Consider the following 20,593-nt stretch of genomic DNA (forward strand, 5'->3'; position numbering starts at 1 on the left):
TAATATATTCTAGAATTCATTGATAAAGGATTGCAAATTAAGAAGGGAGGTTGAATTACTTCATGACGAGTATAAACAACGGGTTCGATCTATTTAAAAAGAATGCCCTTTGGGGAGAATTACCTGAGTCATTTTGGGAATTTTGTTTAACTCATGGACGGGTACGTCATTATGCCGCAAAGCAGTTTCTCTTCTTTTCCGGGGAAGAAGGAAATTTAACGTTTTTTTTACTTCAAGGTAGAGTACAAATTTTGCTTATGAGCGAATTCACGGAGAAGATTTTTCGCGTTCTTCAGGCTCCTGCCTTTTTCCCAGAAACAATACTCGATGGCAAGAATTACCCCTATGCTGTGATAGCAACAGAAGCTTCGGAAGTTTTTGTCCTGGATAGAAAATCATTAATGCGTTATATAAAAGAGAACCCCGAAACGCTATGGGCGTTTTATCAAATCATGGCATTGGATCTTCGTCGAGCCTATCGTCAGCTTAAGAATGTGGCGCTAGGCGATGCTCGATCACGAGTGGGCGCAAAGCTTTTTGCCTTAGCTCACGTGCATGGGCGATCCGTTTCCGATGGAGTTTTGATATCTGTTCCACTCTCTGCTACTGATCTTGCTGGGATGTGTAGTCTAGCTCGTGAATCTGTAAGCCGAATTTTAGGAGAGTTGAAGGATTTGGGGATTCTTCAAATGGAGAAGAAACAGATTAAAGTAAAATCTATTGAGGATTTGCAACGTTGGGTACATGAACGGAATAATTCGGAGTAGAATAATTCGGAGTAGTTAGAAGCAAGTTCTAGAGGGTCTCTATCTTTGACGATCAAGGTAGCGATTGAGCCTTTCTTCAGGTAGAGCATTCTCAAAATAGTCTTCAAAGATATTCTTAATTTTATTGATTACCTCTTCGTTATCATTTTCAATGCCTGCAATTCTAGCGAGTTGGGGATGCCTTCCTAAGCGTCCACCAAGATGGAAGATCCAACCGGAATCTCCAGGTGCGATCCGCCCTGTTGTACAGGCTCGGATGCAATCGCCACAGTTCAGACAAAGCTTAGAGTCTAATACCACTTTCTTATTTTCCCACGTGAGGGCATTCTCGACGCAAGAATTTATACAGCGATGGCATCCTGAACAGATATTATCTGTCATTTTTGGGGTGAGGTAGCCTGAGATTCCAATATCTCTGATTTGAGGTTGGGAACATCCATTGGGACAACCTGCGAGAGCTATCTTAGGGATGTAATGATATTGTACTTGGTTGAAACGCTTCGCCAAGTGGGTCGGTATATCAAGATCCTTAAGGAGCTGTTCAAGTTGGGCATAGAGTTCTGACCAATCTTGAGAGGATTTTACACAGTGTTTTCGACAGTGTTCCAATTTGTATCCTGCATTCTCAATCAAGTTTAATCCCCCAATACGTTAAGAAGTACTTATTGCTACCGGGATTGTAACATATTTTAGAGGTGTTTTTGTGGTTTAAATCACAGTGAAAAAGCCGGTACTTTAGGTACCGGCTTTTCGTTAGAGGTCAGGTTAAGATAGTTAGGACAACCGTCACTGGAAAAGCCAACTCAACTTCTTGGTAAGTTGAAACTCCCTATGAGGTATTCTTTATAATTCTACAGGATTTTCTAAGAGTGCAACCAATAAGCGAACAGTAGCCTCGACATCTCTTCGATCGACGGTTTCTGAAGGGCTATGTACATAACGTGTCGGGATGGAAAGTACTCCTGCTGGGATTCCACCTTTGGTTAGATGAATTGCCCCTGAGTCAGTCCCCCCAAATTCAAGAACCTCCCATTGATAAGGAATCTTATGATCTTCAGCGGTTTGAGCCATCCATTTCTTGATCATGGGTGGAGTAATCATAGAGCGGTCGATGACTTTGATAGCAGTTCCATGGCCAAGTCTAACTTCCATAGTATGTGCTTTAGGAGTATCTCCAGTCATCGTGACATCTATAGCAATTGCCAAATCCGGTTCAAGGGCGAAAGCCGCTGTTTGTGCTCCCCTTAGACCGACTTCTTCCTGGACGGTAAATACAAAGGACACTTCATGATTCGTTTGGAGGCTTTTCATGGCCTCAATCGCTACAAAGCAGCCTACTCTGTCATCCATAGCTTTGGAAAGGATTTGATGTTCTGTTTCCTCATAGCTTCCCGTGAAAACAGCGCTTTCCCCGACCCGAATAAGTCTTTCACTCTCTTCGCGGGAGCTTGTACCGATATCGATGTAGAGTCTATCTCCCTTCAAATCCGTAGGTTTTTCAAGTTTCTCTACGCCAATTACACCTACGAGACCGCTTTTGAATTGAATACGTCGATGCGGAAGCTCTTGAATATGAACCCCTCCGATGGGTGCAAAACGTAAAAAACCTTTTTCATCGATATGAGTAATCATAACTCCGATTTCGTCCATATGGGCAGCGACCATTATTTTTTTACCGGATCCGCGACGAAGTGCAATTAGATTTCCAAGTTTATCTTTATATAGTTCATCACAGTAAGGTCGAATTTGTTCTTCGATCAGAGTGCTCACCTGACCCTCAACTCCAGATGGACCGAAGGTTTGGGTCAAACGTTTTAATAGCAAATAATCCAACGGATTTTGATCTAGCGGCATGAGTGAATCCTCCTTTTAAAAAGTGAAGTTCTCAGGGATGGAATGAAGAATCAGGTCAATGAGGCTAATTGTATTTTTTAAGTCATCTTCTGAGATGATTGAAGCGGTAGAATGGATATAACGGCAGGGGACACTGATTGCGATGGTAGGGATTCCCTCTCTGCTTAAGTGAATTTTTCCGGCATCATTTCCCCCACTGTTCCCCCTTCGGAACTGAAGCGGAATTTTATTATTCTTAGCGAGCTCAGCCACTTGTTCAATAAGTTTCGGGTTATATAGAGTGTTATGATCCATGATTGAGAGCGCTGGGCCCTTTCCTAGTTCAGTGACCCATTCATGCTCTTCCAAATGTATCATATCTGCAGCGATTGTTCCTTCAAGGACAATAGCAAAATCGGGTTGAACGTGATACGCTGCGACCTTCGCCCCCCTTAATCCGACTTCCTCCTGAACGGTATAAGCCCCGACTAAATTCAAAGAATAGTCCTTTTTAAAGATTTCAGAGAGGACATAACACCCCACTCGATCATCAAATGCTTTTCCCTTAAGATATCCTTCACCTAAGGGTTCAGTCTTAGTGAGGAAATAAGCATAATCACCGAGCTTGACTTGTTTTTCCGCCTCTTCTTTCGTCTTTGCACCTATATCTATATAGAGTTGATCTATTTTCAAGGCTTGTTGGCGCTCTTGAGGCTTTTGAAGATGAATAGCTTTTGCTCCGATGACACCAACTAGGGAATTGATTTTTACGGGTTTGGATACCAAAATTCGTGAATCGATTCCCCCTACTGGACGGAATTTCAGGAGGCCATCGGCTGTGAGGTCTGTAATCATAAGTGCTACTTCATCCATATGCGCCGCTAACATTATCTTTGGGCCTTGTTCTGAGCGATTCTTTTGAACAATAAGATTGCCGATTTTATCAATCATTATGGAATCAACAAAGGGTTCGATTTCTTGGCGTAGAGCTTGTCGGATCTCCTTTTCAACCCCAGAGGTTCCATTTAATTCAGTTAAGGTTCTTAGTAGCATATCGATTCCTCCAAGTCCTCTGGCAATCCGGCAATAAAATGGGCCAGTAATTTACCGGAGTTAACGACATCTTGCATGTCTAGCGTTTCGACAGAGGTATGCATATACCGTAAGGGAATAGAGAGGAGACCTGTTGGCACACCAGCTTGAGCGACTTGAATTGCCCAAGCATCTGTACCACTCATTCCTGGTATAGGTTCCACTTGATAGGGCAGTCGGGCTTCTTGTGCTGCGTTGATCATCTCTTTATAGACTATCGGATGAATATTTGGGCCTAGTGCAATTGTAGGTCCTTTACCTAATTCGATATTTACCTGTCCTTTGGTGTCCGGTGTGCTTGCATGGGTCACATCAATGGCGACTGCTAAATCTGGATTTAGGGCATGGGCGCTTGTCAAAGCCCCACGCAGGCCAACTTCCTCCTGAGTCGTCGTAACCGCTACGACATCGTGTATATGGTGCATACGCTTTAATTCTTCAAGGCAAATTTTCATGACAACGACTCCTGCTCGATCGTCAAAGGATTTACCTGCAAAAAGATGATTAAGTAATTCTAGAGGCTGACGTCTAAGCGTAATGATATCCCCAATCTGAATGACTTCCCGAATCTTTACGGCAGTAAGACCGACGTCAATCCCCATGTCTTCCATTTTTACAGCCTTTTCCCTATCTCCTAGAATAAGATGGGGCGGCATAGAGCCGATGACCCCATGAACTGGGCGTAAGCCGTGTATGATAACTTCTTGTGAAAGAAGAGTCCGCTGGTCTACTCCACCGACCGTAGTGAAGCGGAGAAAACCACGAGGATCTATTTCTTTGACCATGAGGCCTATTTCATCCATATGGGCAGCGAGCATAATCTTATGGCGTCCAATGGTACCTTTTTTGAATGCATAAATATTTCCAAAACGATCGGTACGTACATCTTCGGCAAGGGTCTGAAACTCTTTTATTACAAGGGGGGCTAGATTCATCTCGTAGCCGGACACCCCAGAGTTTTCAGAGAGTTGTTTTAAGAATTCTTTCGCGCGGGATAGTTGCGCGTTCTTCAAAGTTCTCACCCTCCAGCTGATTTTGGTTTGTTACATAACAAGATGTATTCGTTAATCGGGCTAAAATTCCTGCCTTTCAAGGCCGAATTACTCTTTTCACGTGGGTCTTCTTTTTAACGCTAAACCCTCCTGCTAGATGCAAGAGGGTTGGTCGGGTTAGATGCCTAAAGTCAAAAATTATTATCTGACGAGTTATGAGCAAGATTAACAATCGCCTGAGCATAGACCTTAGTGGCCAAAATTAGATTTTCAATGGTTATATATTCATCTGGACAATGAATTACATCAGGTTCCCCTGGGAGTACAGGACCGAAAGCAACTCCTTGTGGTAGTACCTTAGCATAAGTCCCCCCCCCGATCGCGAAGGCATAGGCTTCTAGTCCTGTAATGTCTGAGTAGGCTTTAAGAAGAGATTTAACTAGGGGGCTGTCCTTGGGAACATGATGGGCTGGTTGGTGGTTACAAATATTCATAGAAAACCCGGCCCCTGTTGCTCTCTTCTCAATCGGAGTGAGGATATCCTCTTTCTTAAAGGTCACAGGATAACGAATATCGATGACAAATCGAATATGCTGAGCGAAAAGATCCATGATACCTAGATTAAGAGATAATTTGCCAGAGGGTTCATCACTTAATGTGACCCCAAGTCCTTCTCCGTGGAAGCCTGTTCCTGGATTCTGAAGAAGCCACTCAACTAAGGTAAGCTCATCATCACTTAAAGGTAAAGACTTTAGAAAGCTTAGGGCATAAATCACAGCATTTTTGCCGTTTTGAGGTAGGCTACCATGAGCACCCATCCCTTGAATCACCACAGTGAGTCCTGTATCTGAGTTCTCAGTAGAGGCTTCAAGTTTTCCTGATACCCCTTCAGGGAAATGAAAAGCATGCAGTTGAGCATCGAGCTCATCCTCAGTGAAACCCTTAACTGTAATACGACAAAGATCGGGAACGACATTAGCTCGTTGCCCTCCTTGAATACGAACGAGATGGGAGAATTCAGAGAGATTTTTGCTTAATTCGAGATGGAGAATCCCCTTCTCGGCATGAATCAGAGGAAATTCTGCATCAGGTGCAAACCCCATGACAGGAATTTCTTCTTTTTGTTTGTAATAATCCATATCCGCCCATCCTGATTCTTCATCGGTGCCTATAATGAGACGGACTTTTTTGTTGAGTGGGAGGCCGGAGTTTTTGATTGCTTTCATAGCAAAGAGTGCTGCTAGTGTAGGTCCTTTATCATCAAGTGCTCCTCGCCCAAAAATTTTACCGTCGACAATCTTTCCACTATAAGGGGGAACAGACCATCCATCCCCTTCTGGAACGACATCGAGGTGTCCTAAGATTCCTAAGAGCTCACCTGAGCCCATCTCGATCTGACCAGCATAACCATCGATATTTTTTACTGTAAACCCCAAATTTTCTCCAAGATCCAAGGTCCATTCTAAACAGTCTTTGATACCTTGCCCAAAAGGAGCCCCTGGCATAGCATGTTCATCATCTTTGACGCTTCTGATTTTAATGCAGGATTGAACTGCACTAATAATCTCGTCTCTCAATTTGTCAATCTCTTGATTTAGATTCATTTTCCTGATTCCTCCATCGTTTCTTTGTTATTATATTAGTATACCCCCAATTAAGAATCGAAGTTGTATAGGTTACTATGGGGTGGGTGGCGGGGAAGTAGAGTTTGCTGAAGGGGCATCAAGCGGAGCGAATTTGACCTCAACTAGAGTTCCTCTGTTGACAATCTGCCCGGGTTGAGGTGCTTGCGAATTGGCTAGCCCACTTCCATTAAAGTTAAATTTGAGCTCTGCTTTAGATAGTGTTTCTCCGGCCTGTCGCATCGTGAGTCCAGTAAGATCAGGTACTACTGTCTCCCCTTCCAATGGAGTTCGAGCAGGCTTCACAGCACTTGGTGTAGGACGTGTGAACGAAGTCTCTGGAAGCTCAGTTACTATACTTTGAGTCTCATGGGCGACGGGAATTCCATAATATTGAAGAGCACCTTCGATTATCGCTTTAGCTCTTGGTCCTCCTAAGGAACCCCCTTGGTGACTTTCCCCTCGAGGAGTATCAATCGTTACCAAGACTGCAATTTTAGGATTATCAGCTGGGGCGAAGGCGGCAAAGGAGGCGATAAAGTCTGTTGTGGAGTATCCACCCGTTTGTGGATCTACTTTTTGGGCTGTTCCCGTCTTACCGGCTACACGAATCCCGGGTATCTGGGCAAGTGCTCCAGTCCCACTATTGACGACATCTTCAAGAATTGTAGTCATTTGTGTAGCTGTGGATTTTGACATTACTTGCCGGATAGGTATGGGATTATTCACCTTGGAGCTTCCATCTGAATATGTAATTTTATCAACGATATAGGGCTTATAGAGAGTTCCACCATTGGAGACACTGGAAATTGCCGAAAGCAATTGAATGGGTGTCACAAGGTTAGCTTGCCCAAATGACATCGTGGCCATGTCGATATCCCGCGCTTTGTCTTGAGGAACGAGTAACCCACTTTCCTCTCCTGAAATATCAACTCCAGTGCGACTTCCAAATCCGAAAGCCTTAAGATAGGTATAAAAGTATTCTTTCCCCAATTTCATTCCGACTTTAGATAAGACGACATTCGAAGATAACTTCATCCCTTCTGTAAAGGTAATGCTACCATGTGGTTTTAAGTCGGAGTCCCAATTAGTAATCCAACGAGGGCCAATCTGGAAGTAGCCAGGATCCTCGAATTTATCATTTGGGCTTAGGACTCCCTCTTCAAGCGCTGCAGAACCCGTTATGATTTTAAAAGTGGAGCCAGGCTCATAGGACATGCTAATACTTAGATTTCGACGATCTTCGGGATTAGACTTGGCATATTCATTGGGGTTAAAGGTTGGACGTGATCCCATCCCAAGTATTTTACCGCTCATGGGGTCCATCGCCAAAATCGATACTCGTTTAGCTTGCGTCGACTTGACGAGGACATCGAGTTGCTGTTCAACTAGGAATTGAATCGTTGAGTCAAGGGTGAGCTGCAGATTTCCTCCTTGCTTCGGAGGTTCGTTAGGGTGGATATTCTCAAGCACAGAGGAAATACTTGTCCCTTGTTGTCGGGATGAATATCCAGGAGTACCGTAAAGATCTTGATCATAATACGACTCTACCCCTTCCACACCGTGACCTGCAAGATTAACAATTCCCAGAACCGATGCGGCTAAGCTATCCATAGGATAGACTCGTTTTTGCTCATCATTAAATCCGATTCCCGGAAGCTTTAACGCTTGAATCTTCTCTACTTTTTCAAGTTCGACTTGATGAGCAATATTGATCCATGCAAGATCTTTGTCAAGTTTTTCGAGAATATCCTTAGAGTCAATCTTTAAAATCTCCCCTAGTTTTGTAGCGATCTCGGCTTTCGTCCATGAAGTTTGATTCTTAGATATCTGATCCGTTATCCCCCGGGGATCGGCATAGATTTCTTTGACAGGGACACTTTGTGCAAGAACATTTCCTTGGGCGTCGAGTATTTTTCCTCGTTCTGGTAAGAGACTTTGGTCTCTAGTTCTCCTTTCGATCCCTTTTGCTTTGAGGTCTGAAGCTTCGACTACCTGGAGGATAAATAGTTTACTGACGATGGCGAGTAGAACTAAAATCAAAATCGCATAAATCATATTTTCACGAGCAAAATAACCTTTTTTCACTCGAAATGAGTGAGGATAAAGTGTTTTCTTTTTTTTGTTAGTACCTCTCACAAGCTCGTCCCACGCTCTCTCCAAAGTTATCTACTGAATAAGTTAGTTTAAATTTTATTAGTGTATGACTATTATAACATTGTTCTCATTTCAAGAGAGTAAAAAGATGCAAAATGAAGCCCATGTTTTCTTAACTATCGATGGACTTAAGTGTTCCACCTTGCTAAGAAACCATGTGCTTCGAATATATTTTCTCCCGTGTCTAGGAAAGCATGCAAAGCTAGAAAGGTATATTATGGAAGAAGTCGAACGAGAATTAAACCACAAATTAAGCCTCCTATATGAGCATAGATGTCAATTCCAGATTGGAAAAAACCAAGACTTAAGTTGACTAAGATAATAATCACGAGATTCTTTCCAAATCCAGATTTCCAAAGTCCGGGACTCTTACGCGAATAGGAAACTAACGCACCTAGAAGTCCAAAAATTGCACCTGAAGCTCCTGCAGAAATCGCATTTGAAAAGAAAAAACTGGCAAACGATCCTGAAATCCCACTAAGAATGTAAACAATGAGATAGCGGGACCGCCCCAAGAGGTCTTCAGTAATTGGACCTAGAGCCCATAACGCATAAAGATTAAAGGTTAGGTGTAATAAGCCTATGTGTAAGAACATACTCGTAAAGAAACGCCAAACTTCTCCCTGTAAAATAAGTTCGTTAACTTTTGCTCCAAACTTAATGAGGATACTTGTCTGTGTAGACCCCCCTGCCAGGGTCATAAGGGAAAAAACAATAAGATTAAGTATAATAAGTACATAGGTTAAGTAGGGGCGTTCTCGAAAGTTTTGGAGAAATGAAGGATGTGCTTGTTCCATAAGCGTTGAATCTTTAGAAACGGAACGGTTCTCTGTTTGAGGAGAGGGTTGCTCAAGATAGGAAAGAATTCGATTTAAAGTCTGTCGATTATTACTTGAAGGGTATGGAAAAATCGAGCCAGTTTGTAAATCAATATACCAAGTCTGGATTTTCTTTAAGATAGGCTGCTGAAGATCAGATGACGATAACCCCTTTGGACAAAAGATGATTGCCTCCCAATGTTTAATCGACGCATCCTCTAGAAAAGGATCCTCAACTGGATTAAGGCTCTGTCCACGAATTAGGGAAGAAAATAGGAGACCCTCCTTCTCTTTACGAGCGATAATCCAATTCTCGGATTTCCTTTCAATTGACCAATCCTCTTGCTGGAGTCCGAGTAATATTCGATCGAGGATAAAAAGCCCTCCTTATATTCTAGTATCTTGAACAGGTTAAATATATGCAAAACGCATTCAACAGTTGTTAGCATTTTATTGTTATTAGTCCTTATTTTAATATCAAGTTGCTTTACTTGTCAAAATGGGAGTAACTATTTAGACCCGTGAAACCTAGTGGAAGCACAAAGGCAGTGGAAACTAGTTCCACTGCCTTTGTGTATGAATATACGTTTTGGGTGCTACAAAGTCAACTTGTGAATCACCCGTTTTTCCAGGATACTCCAAAGCCGCCTCGTGGATATCCCCAGAGAATATTGCCATAGGGGCAGCCAACTCGGCATGTGCCACACTCTAGGCAGCCTTCATAGCCTACGGAAATCCGATTCTCCTCTTCATCCCAGTCATAAACATGAGCTGGACAGAAACGGGTACACGGTTTGTCCTGACACTTCAAGCATACCTCTGCACTAGCGATTTTGATGTGATTCAGCTTATCAGTGTTAAAGCGCACTAAATATAATTTATCGTCTAATTTCATTTCAGTGCCCTCCATGCTCCAAACATATCTTTAACCAATCCACTCTTTGAGCGTTTATCAAATACCATTTGAAGAATATCCTTAAAGTTATCTTTTTTAGGCTTGTCACTCGCAGTGAAGTACATACGAGCAGCATTTGACAGAATCCCAGGGTAATCTCTTAAGAGATGCGGATTACTCTCTAGGAGGTGATTAAGCTTTCTAAACTTATGAAGGTCCTTAATGACAAAGGAATCTCGTAGACGGGTTTCATATACACCCATCCCATGATCGCTTGTATCACCCGATTGAATAGCTTCAGCAGCGACTTGTCCTGCGATCCTTCCTGAAGTCATCGCCAAATTAGAACCTTCGCGATTTAATCCGTTAACGAGCATTGCTGTATCACCAACAACAAGAACCCCTTGGCGATGGAGCTTCGGCATAGAGTTATAGCCACCTTCAGGTATTAGATGAGCAAGGTATTCTTTGGTTTCTCCGCCTTGAATTAAGCGTTTGACATACGGCTTGGACTTTAAGTTCTCTAAAAGATCATTTGGAGACCATTTTTTCTCATTCATTTGGCTGAGAATGGTACCGACACCAATCGAAATAGAGTCTTTATTGGTATAAATAAATGCTGTACCAAGCATTCCATCCGTTGAATCCCCGAAAAGTTCAATCGTAGCTCCTTGATTAGGTTCTAGGCAGAAGCGGTCTTCAAGTTTTTCGGTAGGAAGTGCAATAATTTCTTTAGCGCAGACGGCAATGGCTTCTGGTCGAAGCGGTTGTGCAAGACCTGCTTTAGTAGCAATAAAGTTGTTAACTCCTTCAGCAAGGATGACAACTTTTGCCCCAAGCTCACCTTCTGCACGTCCTGTGCGTACACCGACCACCTGATCCCCTTTATAAAGAAGGTCTTCTACTAAGGTTTCCGTGATGATCATGACGCCTTCTTTTTCTGCTTGTTGAGCGAGCCAGCGATCAAATTTCACACGAAGTACGGTGTGTGCATTATAAGGGGGTTCTCCCCAAGCGGGATCACGGTAACCCGCAGTGACAATTTCATCGCCACTTAGAAAAGCATAACGTTGCTCGATTACGGGTCTTTCAAGGGGTGCTTCCTTCCAAAACTCCGGAATCACAGCCCCTGTTGCCTGAGTGTATAGAACTCCACCCATGACGTTCTTTGTACCAGGATAATCTCCACGCTCGATGACGACGGTCTTCATTCCAGCTCGTGCAGCACTAATGGCGGCAGACAGGCCGGCAGGACCGCCTCCAACGACGATTACATCAAAATTTTCCATGTTGGCCCTCCTTTATTTCGCCACGCCGAGCTGAAGGCGTTTTTTAAATTCAGCCGTTAAAGCAGGAACGACTTCGTTAAGGTCGCCGACAATTCCATAGCTTGCGACTCGGAAAATCGACGCCTCAGGGTCATTGTTGATTGCCACTATATAGTCTGAAGTCTCCATACCCACGAGATGTTGGATAGCACCAGAGACTCCAATGGCAATATAAAGTTTAGGCCGAACGGTAACCCCGGTTTGACCGACTTGGCGGTCATGCGAGATCCAGCCAGCTTCAACAGCACCGCGAGTTCCGGCAATTGTTGCTCCTAGAACGTCAGCAAGTTCCTCAGCTAAAGCCATATTCTTTTTTGAACCAAGTCCTAAACCCACAGAAACGAGAATTTCAGCTTTATCGAGGAAAATACTTTTAGCATCCCCTTTAATAAAGTCAACAACTTTTGTACGAATTTCCTCTTCCGTGATAGTAAGGCTTTCTCGTAAGATTTCTCCTGTCCGACCTTCGACACGGGGTGGCATGGCCATTACACGTGGACGAACAGTGGACATTTGAGGACGACGTGTCTTACAAAGAATGGTTGCCATGATATTGCCGCCAAAGGCTGGGCGGGTTTGTAAAAGAAGTTTGGCATCTGGATCAATTCCGAGAACTGTACAGTCCGCAGTAAGGCCAGTCTTCATCTTGGTTGCAATTACTGGGAAGACATCACGTCCCATAGCGGTTGCACCCATCAGGATGATTTCCGGCTGATATTTACGAACGAGGTGAGTTACAGCTTCAGAATAGGGTTCAGTGCGGTAATCTTTTAAAATGGGATCATCAATGACATAAATCTTCTCTGCACCGTATGCAAATGCTTCTGGAATCACCTTTTCGACATCATGACCGACGAGGACTCCTGCAAGTTCACAGCCGAGATCATCGGCAAGCTTACGTCCTTCTCCTAAAAGTTCCCATGAAACTGGAGCAATTTCACCACGGCTGTATTCAATGACAACCCAAACTCCACTCCAAACATCTCCAGGATTACTAGGAGCTGCAGCCGCCTTTTTCTCAGTTTTCACATAGTCTTTAACTACATCGGGTAAGGGTGGATTGATTTCATTTTTTGAACCAGGATTCTCTTTTGGACTCTCACTTGGCTTAACTACCCCTTCTGGCAAAGACAAAGCGTTTGCAGGGCAAACTTTTACACAACTGCCCGTATCTTTACATTTTGCAGGGTCGACCACGGCAACACCGTCTATAAGATCCAATGCTTCAACTGGGCATTCAACGATACAAGCCCCGCACCCGATACAACGGGCGGAATCGACGATAACAGCCATTAACGATTGCCTCCCTTCGTTGCGGGATTTACCATGATAATATTTTGTTGGAACAGTCGTTGGACAACGACTTCTGCTGCGCCGTTAGGATCCTTGGTCGCGTCAATCTGATCTCCACCTGAACGTGCAGGGGGAGCGAAAATTCGATTAACACTTGTGGGTGAACCTTTTAGGCCCATCTGCGTTGCATCAAAATCTAAAGACTTTGCATCCCAAAATTCTGGATCGTACGCTGCAGCCTTCATCATATTAGGCAATGAAGCATAACTCAAATCATTTAAATCTTTCTCTACTGTGAGTAATGCTGGTAATTGGGCTTTCACAACTTCACGACCAGACTCGAGCTTTCTATGAACCGTGATGGAATCTTGGTTTATATCCGTAACTTTGATAACGTAAGTGAGTTGTGGGAAATTCAGACGGCAAGCGATACCAGGTCCAGTTTGTGCTGTATCTCCGTCAATCGCTTCCTTCCCTGTTAATACCAAATCCACAGGCTCGGTCTCATGGACTTTTTCAATTGCACGGGAAAGAATATACGCTGTTGCTAAGGAATCCGAACCTGCGAAAGCTCGATCACTTAATAAAATAGCCCGGTCAGCACCAAAAGAAATAGCCTTTTTTAGCGCTTCTTTGGCTTGTGGTGGTCCCATAGTGACGATTGTCACTTTGCCACCGACCTTTTCCTTGAGTCGGATGGCCTCTTCCAGGGCATGGGCATCGTACGGGTTAATAATCGATGGAACCCCTTCACGCATTAAAGTATTTGTCTTGGGGTCAATCCGTACTTCAGACGAATCTGGAACTTGTTTAAGACAGACTACGAAATGCAAATATACTCCCTCCTCTATCCCTAACCTAAAATTCAATTATTTTTTGACAGAAAAATGCACATGTACAGCATAGTACAAAGAAGCAAAAAATACAAGTAGTTTCAACAAAAAGTGCTAATTTAGAGAAAATTCCAAAAGAGCATTATATTAAAAAAGAGGCTGTTAGACTAATTTTCGGAGTCAATATGACCGAAAAATGAAGGGAATTGCATCTGTGCAATTCCGAAAAGGGAGATTATTCCCTCTTTCCGAACGACGCAGGGTGCCGTTCCCTATAATTAAGCTATTTAAAAGTACAAATATAACCAGTTTTAGGAAATGAAAGGTAATGCTACTGTTTTAGGGAAAGGATTGTAGGTTTGCAATCGTTCAGTGTTTTTAAGTGGTAATCTTTCTTGAATTTCTACATTAGTTTTCGTGCACGGAGATAAACTTCTCAACTTCAACAGCTGCTAACGCTCCATCTCCGACTGCTGTAGCAACCTGGCGTAATGTGGTATTTCGAATGTCTCCTGCTGCAAATACGCCAGGAATATTTGTCCCTAATTGGTTATCAGTAATAATATAGCCTCTTTCTCCAACGTTTAGTTCTCCTCTGAGAAACTTGTCATTGGGTTGAGTCCCTACGAAGACAAATACACCATCAACCATCATATTTTTCGTCTGACCAGTCTTAATATTTCGAACTCTCACACCTTCTACATGATCTTTACCTAGAACCTCTTCAACAACGGTGTCTAGTTCAAAACGGACTTTGGGATTATTTTTAGCTCGGTCTTTAGTAATCTGAGATGCACGAAATCCAGTCCGACGGTGAACAATGGTCACCTCATCCGCAAATTTTGTAAGGTATGCCCCTTCTTCTAATGCTGCTTCTCCCCCGCCGACAACAACGACTTTTTTTCCTTTAAAAAAGGCTCCATCACAAGTGGCACAGTAAGATACACCACGGCCATGAAAAACGTCTTCACCGGGTACACCGAGTGGGCGGGGTTGAGAACCTGCTGCAATAATAACCGCGCGAGCTTCATAGGTCTTAGAATCTGTAGTTATCTTCTTAACAGTGCCCATTAATTCTAATTGCAGGACCTGCTCAAAAATGAATTCAGCTCCGTACACTTGGGCTTGTTGATGAAATTTATTCATCAACTCATACCCTCCAATTCCTTCGGGAAAACCGGGATAGTTTTCTATTTTTTCTGTAGCAGCTGCCTGGCCGCCGGGCATTCCCATTTCTATAATTCCGGTTCTTAATCCACCTCGAGCGGCATAGATACCAGCTGTTAGTCCTGCTGGCCCGGCCCCAATGATAATGACATCATACATATTGAACACACCCCACTTGACATCTGTATACCCCTTATGGGTATTGTGTTTTCAGTATAGCATATTTATAAAGAAAAGAAAGAGGTTCTTGTATTAGCAAAAAGGCGTGAAGTAAAAAAGAAGGAAGGTATTTTGTGATAATGGGCAGAATATATAGGTCAAAGGGGGTATGGACTTGAGTCGCGTTACAAAGATTATCTTTATACTTGCACTTATAATAATAGTATTAACTGCTTCAAGTGGTTTATATGAAGATTGGCTATGGTTCTCTGATTTAGGATATGGCCAGTTATTTTGGACTCCGCTCATTAGCAAGTGGCTGATTCAGGCAGTTAATGGGACTATATTATTTCTATTTATCGCTGGGACTCTTTTCTCAATTCGTCATTCGATTCTGACCTTTGTAAATGAACGGTTGAGAATCCGTCTTAGACTCGTGCATGAAATGGATCGCCCCGTATATCATTTAAGTCAGAAAAAAGTGACAGTTTGGTTAGTAGTAATTTCAGCTCTGATAAGTTTAGGGGTAAGCTTTATAACGGGTTTTACGGGGTGGCTCGAAGTTTTATCTTTCGTAAAATATACCCCTTTTGGACAGGGAGATCCTGTATTTGGTAAAGATTTAGGATTTTATGTCTTCCAACTTCCTTTCTTTAACACGGTGTATAATGCATTTTTTGGTCCACTCTTTTTCTTAACTCTCTTTACAGCACTATTCTATCTTCTAACAGGGGTAATCCGTTTCCACTCCCTACGTGTTTGGAAGGCAAATTCTGTGGAAATCAGTTCATCAGCACGTCGTCACCTTTCACTTTTGATTGCTGTTCTTTTTGTCATTAAGGGATTTGGGTATTATCTCGATATGTATCAATTACTCTATTCCAAGCATGGACATGTATTTGGTGCAGGATTCGCGGATTTAACCGCCACTCTGCCTGCTCTGAAACTTCTAATTGGACTAAGTCTTGTCGGATTTGTGGGCGCTCTGATAAGTATGTTCATACGAGAAGAACGCCTCCTGATTCTTCCGATCCTTCTTGTCATTCTAGGAAGCACACTTCTATCTGGTCTTTGGCCAGCTTTGATTCAGTCCTTCGTCGTGGTTCCGAATGAGTTAGAAAAAGAAGCCCCGTATATTCAAAATGAAATAGCAATGACGCGCCTAGGTTATGGTCTTGATCAAATTAAAGAACAGGATTACCCTGTAAAAAGTCCATTGACTGTAGAAGGTTTGAAAATGGAACAACAGACATTGAACAATGTTCGTTTAAATGATCCCAGACCAATGATTCAAACGTACACTCAGAAGCAGGGAATCCGCCTTTATTATAAGTTTCATGACATTGATATTGATCGGTACATCATTAATGGTGAGTACCGTCAGGTTATGCTGTCACCACGTGAACTTTCCTCGAATGATTTGGACAACAAGGCTAAAACGTTTGTTAACCTACGTTTCAAATACACGCATGGGTTCGGGGTTGCTGCCTCCTTTGCAAATGCCGTTACTTTAGAAGGGCTTCCATCCTTCGCAATCAAGGATGTACCAGCTGTAACTGACTTCCAAGAGTTACGACTGGTACAACCTCGGATTTACTTTGGAGAACTAACAAATGATTGGGTTGTAGTCGATACTGATTTAAAAGAATTTGATTATCCAGAAGGAGATGTGAATGCCGAGACGCGGTATGAAGGGAAAACTGGAATTCCGCTTACCCCATTGAACCGGCTTATGTTATCTTTGAAACATGGGACACTTCGTTTCTACTTAGCTAATGAAGTAAATTCACAAAGCCGTATTCTACTTCATCGTAACATTATGGAACGCGTGGAAAAACTTGCACCTTTCCTTCAGTACGATGAGGACCCTTACTTAGTTATCGATAACGGGCGTTTAAGGTGGATTATCGATGGATACACGGTTTCTAATACCTTGCCCTACTCTACGACATTCACTGATCGAGACATAAATTATATTCGGAATTCCGTAAAAGTTGTTGTAGATGCTTATGACGGAACAGTGGATTTCTATGCAGTAGATGCAAAAGATCCTATTCTTCAAACGTATCGTAAGGTTTTCCCAGGGGTATTTAAGGATTTTACTGAGATGCCACTCGGTCTACGATCACATATCCGTTATCCCGAAACCTTGTTTACTATTCAAAGTAACATGTTGAAAAATTTTCATATGACTGATTCAACAGTATTTTATAATAAAGAAGATGCTTGGGATATTGCTAAGGAACTTTTTGGCTCCAAGCCTCAGAATGTCGATCCTTACTACACTGTGATGCAAGTTCCGGGGAGTCTTAAACCAGAATTCGTCTTGATGCTTCCCTTCACTCCGGCTTCAAGTACTACGAACACGAGGAATAACATGGTCGCTTGGATGGCAGCTCGAATGGATGGGGACCATTACGGCGAACTCAATCTGTACAAAATGCCTAAAAATTTAGAAGTTGACGGTCCACTCCAAATTGAGTCCCGTATAGATCAAGATCCAGAGATTTCGAAGCAATTAGCTTTATGGGATCAAAAGGGTTCGAGTGTTATCCGAGGAAATCTTTTGGCTTTGCCTGTTGCGGGAAACTTCTTATATGTTGAACCAATCTACCTTCAGTCTGAAAAGGGCGGAAGTATCCCCGAAATGAAACGTGTAATTTTGGCCTATCAGGATAAGTTAATCATGACGGAAACCTTGGAAGATGCGCTCGTTGCTCTCTTTGGTTCTGAGGTTCCTAAACCTACGACACCAGGTCAAGGCAAAGCCCCTCTAAACGGGCCTATGAAACAACCCAATCCCACGAGTCAATCACCGCTAAATTCGGACAATTCGAGGGCTTTGCTTGAACAGATAGATCAGCTGCGTTTGATGCTTGATCAACTTGAAGCTCAGTTAAAGAATATACAGGGAGAAGCATTAGAAACCTCGTCAGAGACGTTAAAAAGTGACGCTTCCTCAGGCACAAGATGATAGTTCCATAGGAGATTTAGGAGTAACCTACAAAAAGAAGCAGGTAGTGCATGTATTTTCTTAGCACTTACCTGCTTCTTATTAGATTTCGGGTCCCAATTGGGCTAGTTCACTGTAAGGGTTGTAGTTTTACTTTGGTTGACATTCCGATCCGTGTGAGTTGAACGAGCTCAACTCCATCAGAAGAGATATAGTTCTCTTCTCCACTTAGACTTATTGGCTTTTCCTTACCCTCTTCAACAATATAAGCGTTCTTTTCATCATAGATAATTACTTCGTTTTTTGCTCCAATAATAACTCCCTTTGGATTTTTATAGGGAATAGAGCCCTCCCAAATCGTTTTAATGTCCAAATTCTTTTCATCTTTAGTATCAGAAGCAATCCGAATATTGACTAAACGATTCTCTTGAACCTTACCGAGATAAAGTGTTCCCGCACGGTCTCCCAAGATTACATCATTGGCGTCATTAGAGATGATCTCCCGTTCGAAACCCTGTAAGGCAAGAATTTGTTCGGTTTTACCAGACTTACTCTTGACATATAAGGTTCCAAATTTATCCGAGGCCGCCATCTGAGAGATAACCTCACCCGATCGGTTGAGGGTCCGTACATTTTTCATGATGTCAATTTCCATGAGTTGAAGATTAGTTCCGTTTTTTATGGTGAGGTACATTAAATTAGTAAAGGTCGACACAACCATTTGAGTGATTTCTCCACCGGCAGGAAAGCTGTCGATGCTACGATTCAAGCGATCATCGGGTGAAGTTCCTTCTTCATCACTTGGCGGAAGTTCTAAGGTGAAAAGCTCTGTAATTTGTGGATTGTTATAGCGTTTTTCAATCCTGGTTTGTGGTTTCGTCGTCTCTGGTTTTTGAGCGTTTGGGGTCTGATTGGGATCTTCGACTTTTTCGGGTTCTTGGTTTTTTGTCGTAGGAGTCGAAGCAGGTACATTAGTCGAAGCAGTCAGAACTTTTAGGGTTGTTGTTTCAGACTGGGTCTTCACCCCAGCAGAGGCAGGAGTAGTTTGCTTCGAGTTCGTTGAATTTGTCGAAGAATTAGCTGATTTTTGGGTGTTAGTGTTAGAAGCACTTTGAGTCGGCGTTCCTTGAGTGTTTTTTTGAGTCTCAGCTGGGGTCACAGGAACCACAACCTCCGTCACAGGATTAGGATTTTTGCGTCCAAAAAAGTACACAAGCGTATCCCTGTCTGGAAGCCACTGATAATAGAGAACTCCCATGTTTTTATCACTACCTGCTTGAGGTTTTTTCTCAAAGACCACTTTTCCTTGTTTGAGGTTGAATACTTTGAGTACCCCATTCTCTTTGTAAGCCAAGTAATCTTTGGCATACGAGAGTTGAATGTCCTCGAGGCTTGTTCCAGGAATTTCTGCTTCGAGATTTTGGACAACGATCGGTTTATCCTCGGTGGGTGCCATAACTTTTTCTACTTGATTGTTAAGAAAATAATAAAAAGTGAATTGCAACATTAGGGAAACTAATAACCAACTAATTAACGTTCGGAGTTTTCTTTTCACGAGTATTACCCCTTCTACTTCCTTTTATAGATTAAGGCATAACTACAAATCCGGTCGGGATATACCGTTCGCCAAATACATTCCATAGTTTGTTCATAACTTTTCCATTATAAATCAACTCCGAGGAGGATCCTCCATCTAAGTTGACAGCTTCGACCGCATCATACTCTAAGAATATATTCATCATATCTCGAAGGGTCGCTCCTATGCTCCACGTCGGCTGGCGACCATCAATTACTACAAAGATGATCGTTCCATCAGCACGTTGTCCTATGCCTGTCCGGGGGGCTATCCCCCATCCCCCATCCCCTGACACTGCTGGATTACCGTTCTTTACTAATGGTGGGTAAAAGGTGACTCCTTCTTGAATATTATTTTTCTCTATATCTTTTGCATTCATCTGATCGATGATAAGTTTCCCATCCTTGTCTAGACCAATAAAATCGACAGCTTTATCTCCTACATTGTTATGAACAATTTTGCCCTTTTGAACGGTAATTCCATCAGGGAAAGCTCCATTTCCTTCTCCATCGGGATCATAAAAGCCTCCTGCATTGATTCCTGCAATCGCCTCAGAGTTTTTCACCATGTCACTTAGTCGTTCACCAGCAACCCCAATTTCTTTGGTCACAGCAACTTTGACCCGCTTTGGATCTTTAATGAGCATCACTTTTCCTTTGAAGTTCTTCCCTTTAATATCCTCAATTACAATTCCTGAGGAGGAATCCCTTACAATGGTCTGTTGATCAAGTTTCAATCCTACTAATGAGCCTTGATCATCATAGGTGTGCATAATTTCACTGATTTTTTCTCCCGAGAGGAAAAAACGGACGACTTGGGGATGTCTTGAAGTTTCCACAGCACCTACGGCCATAACTTTTAGAGCTTGGAAAGGCCCCCAAAACAAGATAAAAGGAGTTAGGATACCAGCGAAAATGATATTAAATGCTATGAAGGCAACAATCATCTTCCAACGAACCTTATGATTTTTTTTCATGAATTTAACCTCTATTCACTCCTGATTTGTGAAGATTTTCATACTTTGATTATAACATAATCAAAAAAACAAGCCGCATTTTTATATTCTGTGCGGCTTTTTCAGTAATTCTGACGAAAAAAGTGTTTGCGA

At 42.6% G+C, this 20,593-nt stretch carries 16 protein-coding genes; 2 read left to right on the forward strand and 14 right to left on the reverse strand.

What is annotated here, in order from left to right; genetic code table 11:
• The first annotated feature begins 62 nt into the window (after positions 1–62).
• Positions 63–767: a Crp/Fnr family transcriptional regulator gene (locus ACZ42W_RS10820; RefSeq protein WP_464170697.1), complete on the forward strand. Its 705-nt coding sequence runs from the start codon at positions 63–65 to the stop codon at positions 765–767.
• A gap of 39 nt (positions 768–806) precedes the next feature.
• On the opposite strand, the gene ACZ42W_RS10825 is transcribed toward ACZ42W_RS10820, so the two are convergent.
• The 12 genes from ACZ42W_RS10825 to trxB all read right to left on the reverse strand — a co-directional run bounded on the left by ACZ42W_RS10825 (position 807) and on the right by trxB (position 14,956).
• Positions 807–1,400, reverse strand: a complete 594-nt coding sequence (locus ACZ42W_RS10825; protein ID WP_464170699.1) for a 4Fe-4S dicluster domain-containing protein — start codon at positions 1,398–1,400, stop codon at positions 807–809.
• Positions 1,401–1,610: 210 nt separating this feature from the next.
• Positions 1,611–2,621, reverse strand: a complete 1,011-nt coding sequence (locus ACZ42W_RS10830) for a M42 family metallopeptidase (protein ID WP_464170701.1) — start codon at positions 2,619–2,621, stop codon at positions 1,611–1,613.
• 15 nt (positions 2,622–2,636) lie between these two features.
• A complete protein-coding gene (locus tag ACZ42W_RS10835; RefSeq protein ID WP_464170703.1) occupies positions 2,637–3,653 on the reverse strand; it encodes a M42 family metallopeptidase in 1,017 nt (338 codons plus the stop codon).
• Positions 3,644–4,705 carry a M42 family metallopeptidase gene (locus ACZ42W_RS10840; RefSeq protein WP_464170705.1) on the reverse strand — a complete coding sequence of 354 codons (1,062 nt, stop codon included), beginning with the start codon at positions 4,703–4,705 and terminating at the stop codon, positions 3,644–3,646. The genes ACZ42W_RS10835 and ACZ42W_RS10840 overlap by 10 nt, the downstream gene beginning before the upstream one ends.
• Before the next feature lie 170 nt (positions 4,706–4,875).
• Positions 4,876–6,288: a dipeptidase PepV gene (pepV, locus tag ACZ42W_RS10845; protein ID WP_464170707.1), complete on the reverse strand. Its 1,413-nt coding sequence runs from the start codon at positions 6,286–6,288 to the stop codon at positions 4,876–4,878.
• Positions 6,289–6,363: 75 nt separating this feature from the next.
• Entirely contained in the window at positions 6,364–8,394 is a 2,031-nt protein-coding gene (locus ACZ42W_RS10850) for a penicillin-binding protein (protein WP_464170961.1), read from the reverse strand.
• Between the two features lie 284 nt (positions 8,395–8,678).
• Complete coding sequence (locus ACZ42W_RS10855) at positions 8,679–9,656, reverse strand: rhomboid family intramembrane serine protease (protein ID WP_464170963.1); 978 nt, start codon at positions 9,654–9,656, stop codon at positions 8,679–8,681.
• Positions 9,657–9,897: 241 nt separating this feature from the next.
• Positions 9,898–10,176: a ferredoxin family protein gene (locus ACZ42W_RS10860; RefSeq protein ID WP_464170709.1), complete on the reverse strand. Its 279-nt coding sequence runs from the start codon at positions 10,174–10,176 to the stop codon at positions 9,898–9,900.
• On the reverse strand, positions 10,173–11,465 hold the full coding sequence (locus ACZ42W_RS10865; protein ID WP_464170711.1) for an FAD-dependent oxidoreductase: 1,293 nt from the start codon (positions 11,463–11,465) through the stop codon (positions 10,173–10,175). Before ACZ42W_RS10865 ends, ACZ42W_RS10860 begins: the two co-directional genes overlap by 4 nt.
• A 12-nt stretch (positions 11,466–11,477) precedes the next feature.
• Positions 11,478–12,797, reverse strand: coding sequence for an FAD-binding protein (locus ACZ42W_RS10870; protein ID WP_464170713.1), 1,320 nt, complete (start codon positions 12,795–12,797; stop codon positions 11,478–11,480).
• Entirely contained in the window at positions 12,797–13,630 is an 834-nt protein-coding gene (locus ACZ42W_RS10875; protein WP_464170715.1) for an electron transfer flavoprotein subunit beta/FixA family protein, read from the reverse strand. Before ACZ42W_RS10875 ends, ACZ42W_RS10870 begins: the two co-directional genes overlap by 1 nt.
• A gap of 408 nt (positions 13,631–14,038) precedes the next feature.
• Positions 14,039–14,956, reverse strand: coding sequence for a thioredoxin-disulfide reductase (gene trxB, locus ACZ42W_RS10880; RefSeq protein WP_464170717.1), 918 nt, complete (start codon positions 14,954–14,956; stop codon positions 14,039–14,041).
• Between the two features lie 169 nt (positions 14,957–15,125).
• Here trxB and ACZ42W_RS10885 point away from each other — a divergent pair, with 169 nt between their 5' ends.
• Positions 15,126–17,930 carry a UPF0182 family membrane protein gene (locus ACZ42W_RS10885; protein ID WP_464170719.1) on the forward strand — a complete coding sequence of 935 codons (2,805 nt, stop codon included), beginning with the start codon at positions 15,126–15,128 and terminating at the stop codon, positions 17,928–17,930.
• Positions 17,931–18,039: 109 nt separating this feature from the next.
• Here ACZ42W_RS10885 and ACZ42W_RS10890 read toward each other — a convergent pair whose 3' ends face one another.
• Positions 18,040–19,464: a hypothetical protein gene (locus tag ACZ42W_RS10890; RefSeq protein ID WP_464170721.1), complete on the reverse strand. Its 1,425-nt coding sequence runs from the start codon at positions 19,462–19,464 to the stop codon at positions 18,040–18,042.
• Between the two features lie 31 nt (positions 19,465–19,495).
• Positions 19,496–20,461 carry a phosphodiester glycosidase family protein gene (locus ACZ42W_RS10895; RefSeq protein WP_464170723.1) on the reverse strand — a complete coding sequence of 322 codons (966 nt, stop codon included), beginning with the start codon at positions 20,459–20,461 and terminating at the stop codon, positions 19,496–19,498.
• Positions 20,462–20,593 lie beyond the last annotated feature (132 nt).

It is taken from the genome of Desulfitobacterium elongatum (assembly GCF_055378975.1).

What these genes read in the sequence shown, in the direction of transcription:
- ACZ42W_RS10860 (WP_464170709.1), bottom strand. Translation starts at nt 10,176, where the DNA reads ATGAAATTAGACGATAAATTATATTTAGTGCGCTTTAACACTGATAAG.
- pepV (WP_464170707.1), bottom strand. Translation starts at nt 6,288, where the DNA reads ATGAATCTAAATCAAGAGATTGACAAATTGAGAGACGAGATTATTAGT.
- ACZ42W_RS10820 (WP_464170697.1), top strand. Translation starts at nt 63, where the DNA reads ATGACGAGTATAAACAACGGGTTCGATCTATTTAAAAAGAATGCCCTT.
- ACZ42W_RS10885 (WP_464170719.1), top strand. Translation starts at nt 15,126, where the DNA reads ATGGACTTGAGTCGCGTTACAAAGATTATCTTTATACTTGCACTTATA.
- trxB (WP_464170717.1), bottom strand. Translation starts at nt 14,956, where the DNA reads ATGTATGATGTCATTATCATTGGGGCCGGGCCAGCAGGACTAACAGCT.
- ACZ42W_RS10895 (WP_464170723.1), bottom strand. Translation starts at nt 20,461, where the DNA reads ATGAAAAAAAATCATAAGGTTCGTTGGAAGATGATTGTTGCCTTCATA.
- ACZ42W_RS10870 (WP_464170713.1), bottom strand. Translation starts at nt 12,797, where the DNA reads ATGGCTGTTATCGTCGATTCCGCCCGTTGTATCGGGTGCGGGGCTTGT.
- ACZ42W_RS10865 (WP_464170711.1), bottom strand. Translation starts at nt 11,465, where the DNA reads ATGGAAAATTTTGATGTAATCGTCGTTGGAGGCGGTCCTGCCGGCCTG.
- ACZ42W_RS10835 (WP_464170703.1), bottom strand. Translation starts at nt 3,653, where the DNA reads ATGCTACTAAGAACCTTAACTGAATTAAATGGAACCTCTGGGGTTGAA.
- ACZ42W_RS10830 (WP_464170701.1), bottom strand. Translation starts at nt 2,621, where the DNA reads ATGCCGCTAGATCAAAATCCGTTGGATTATTTGCTATTAAAACGTTTG.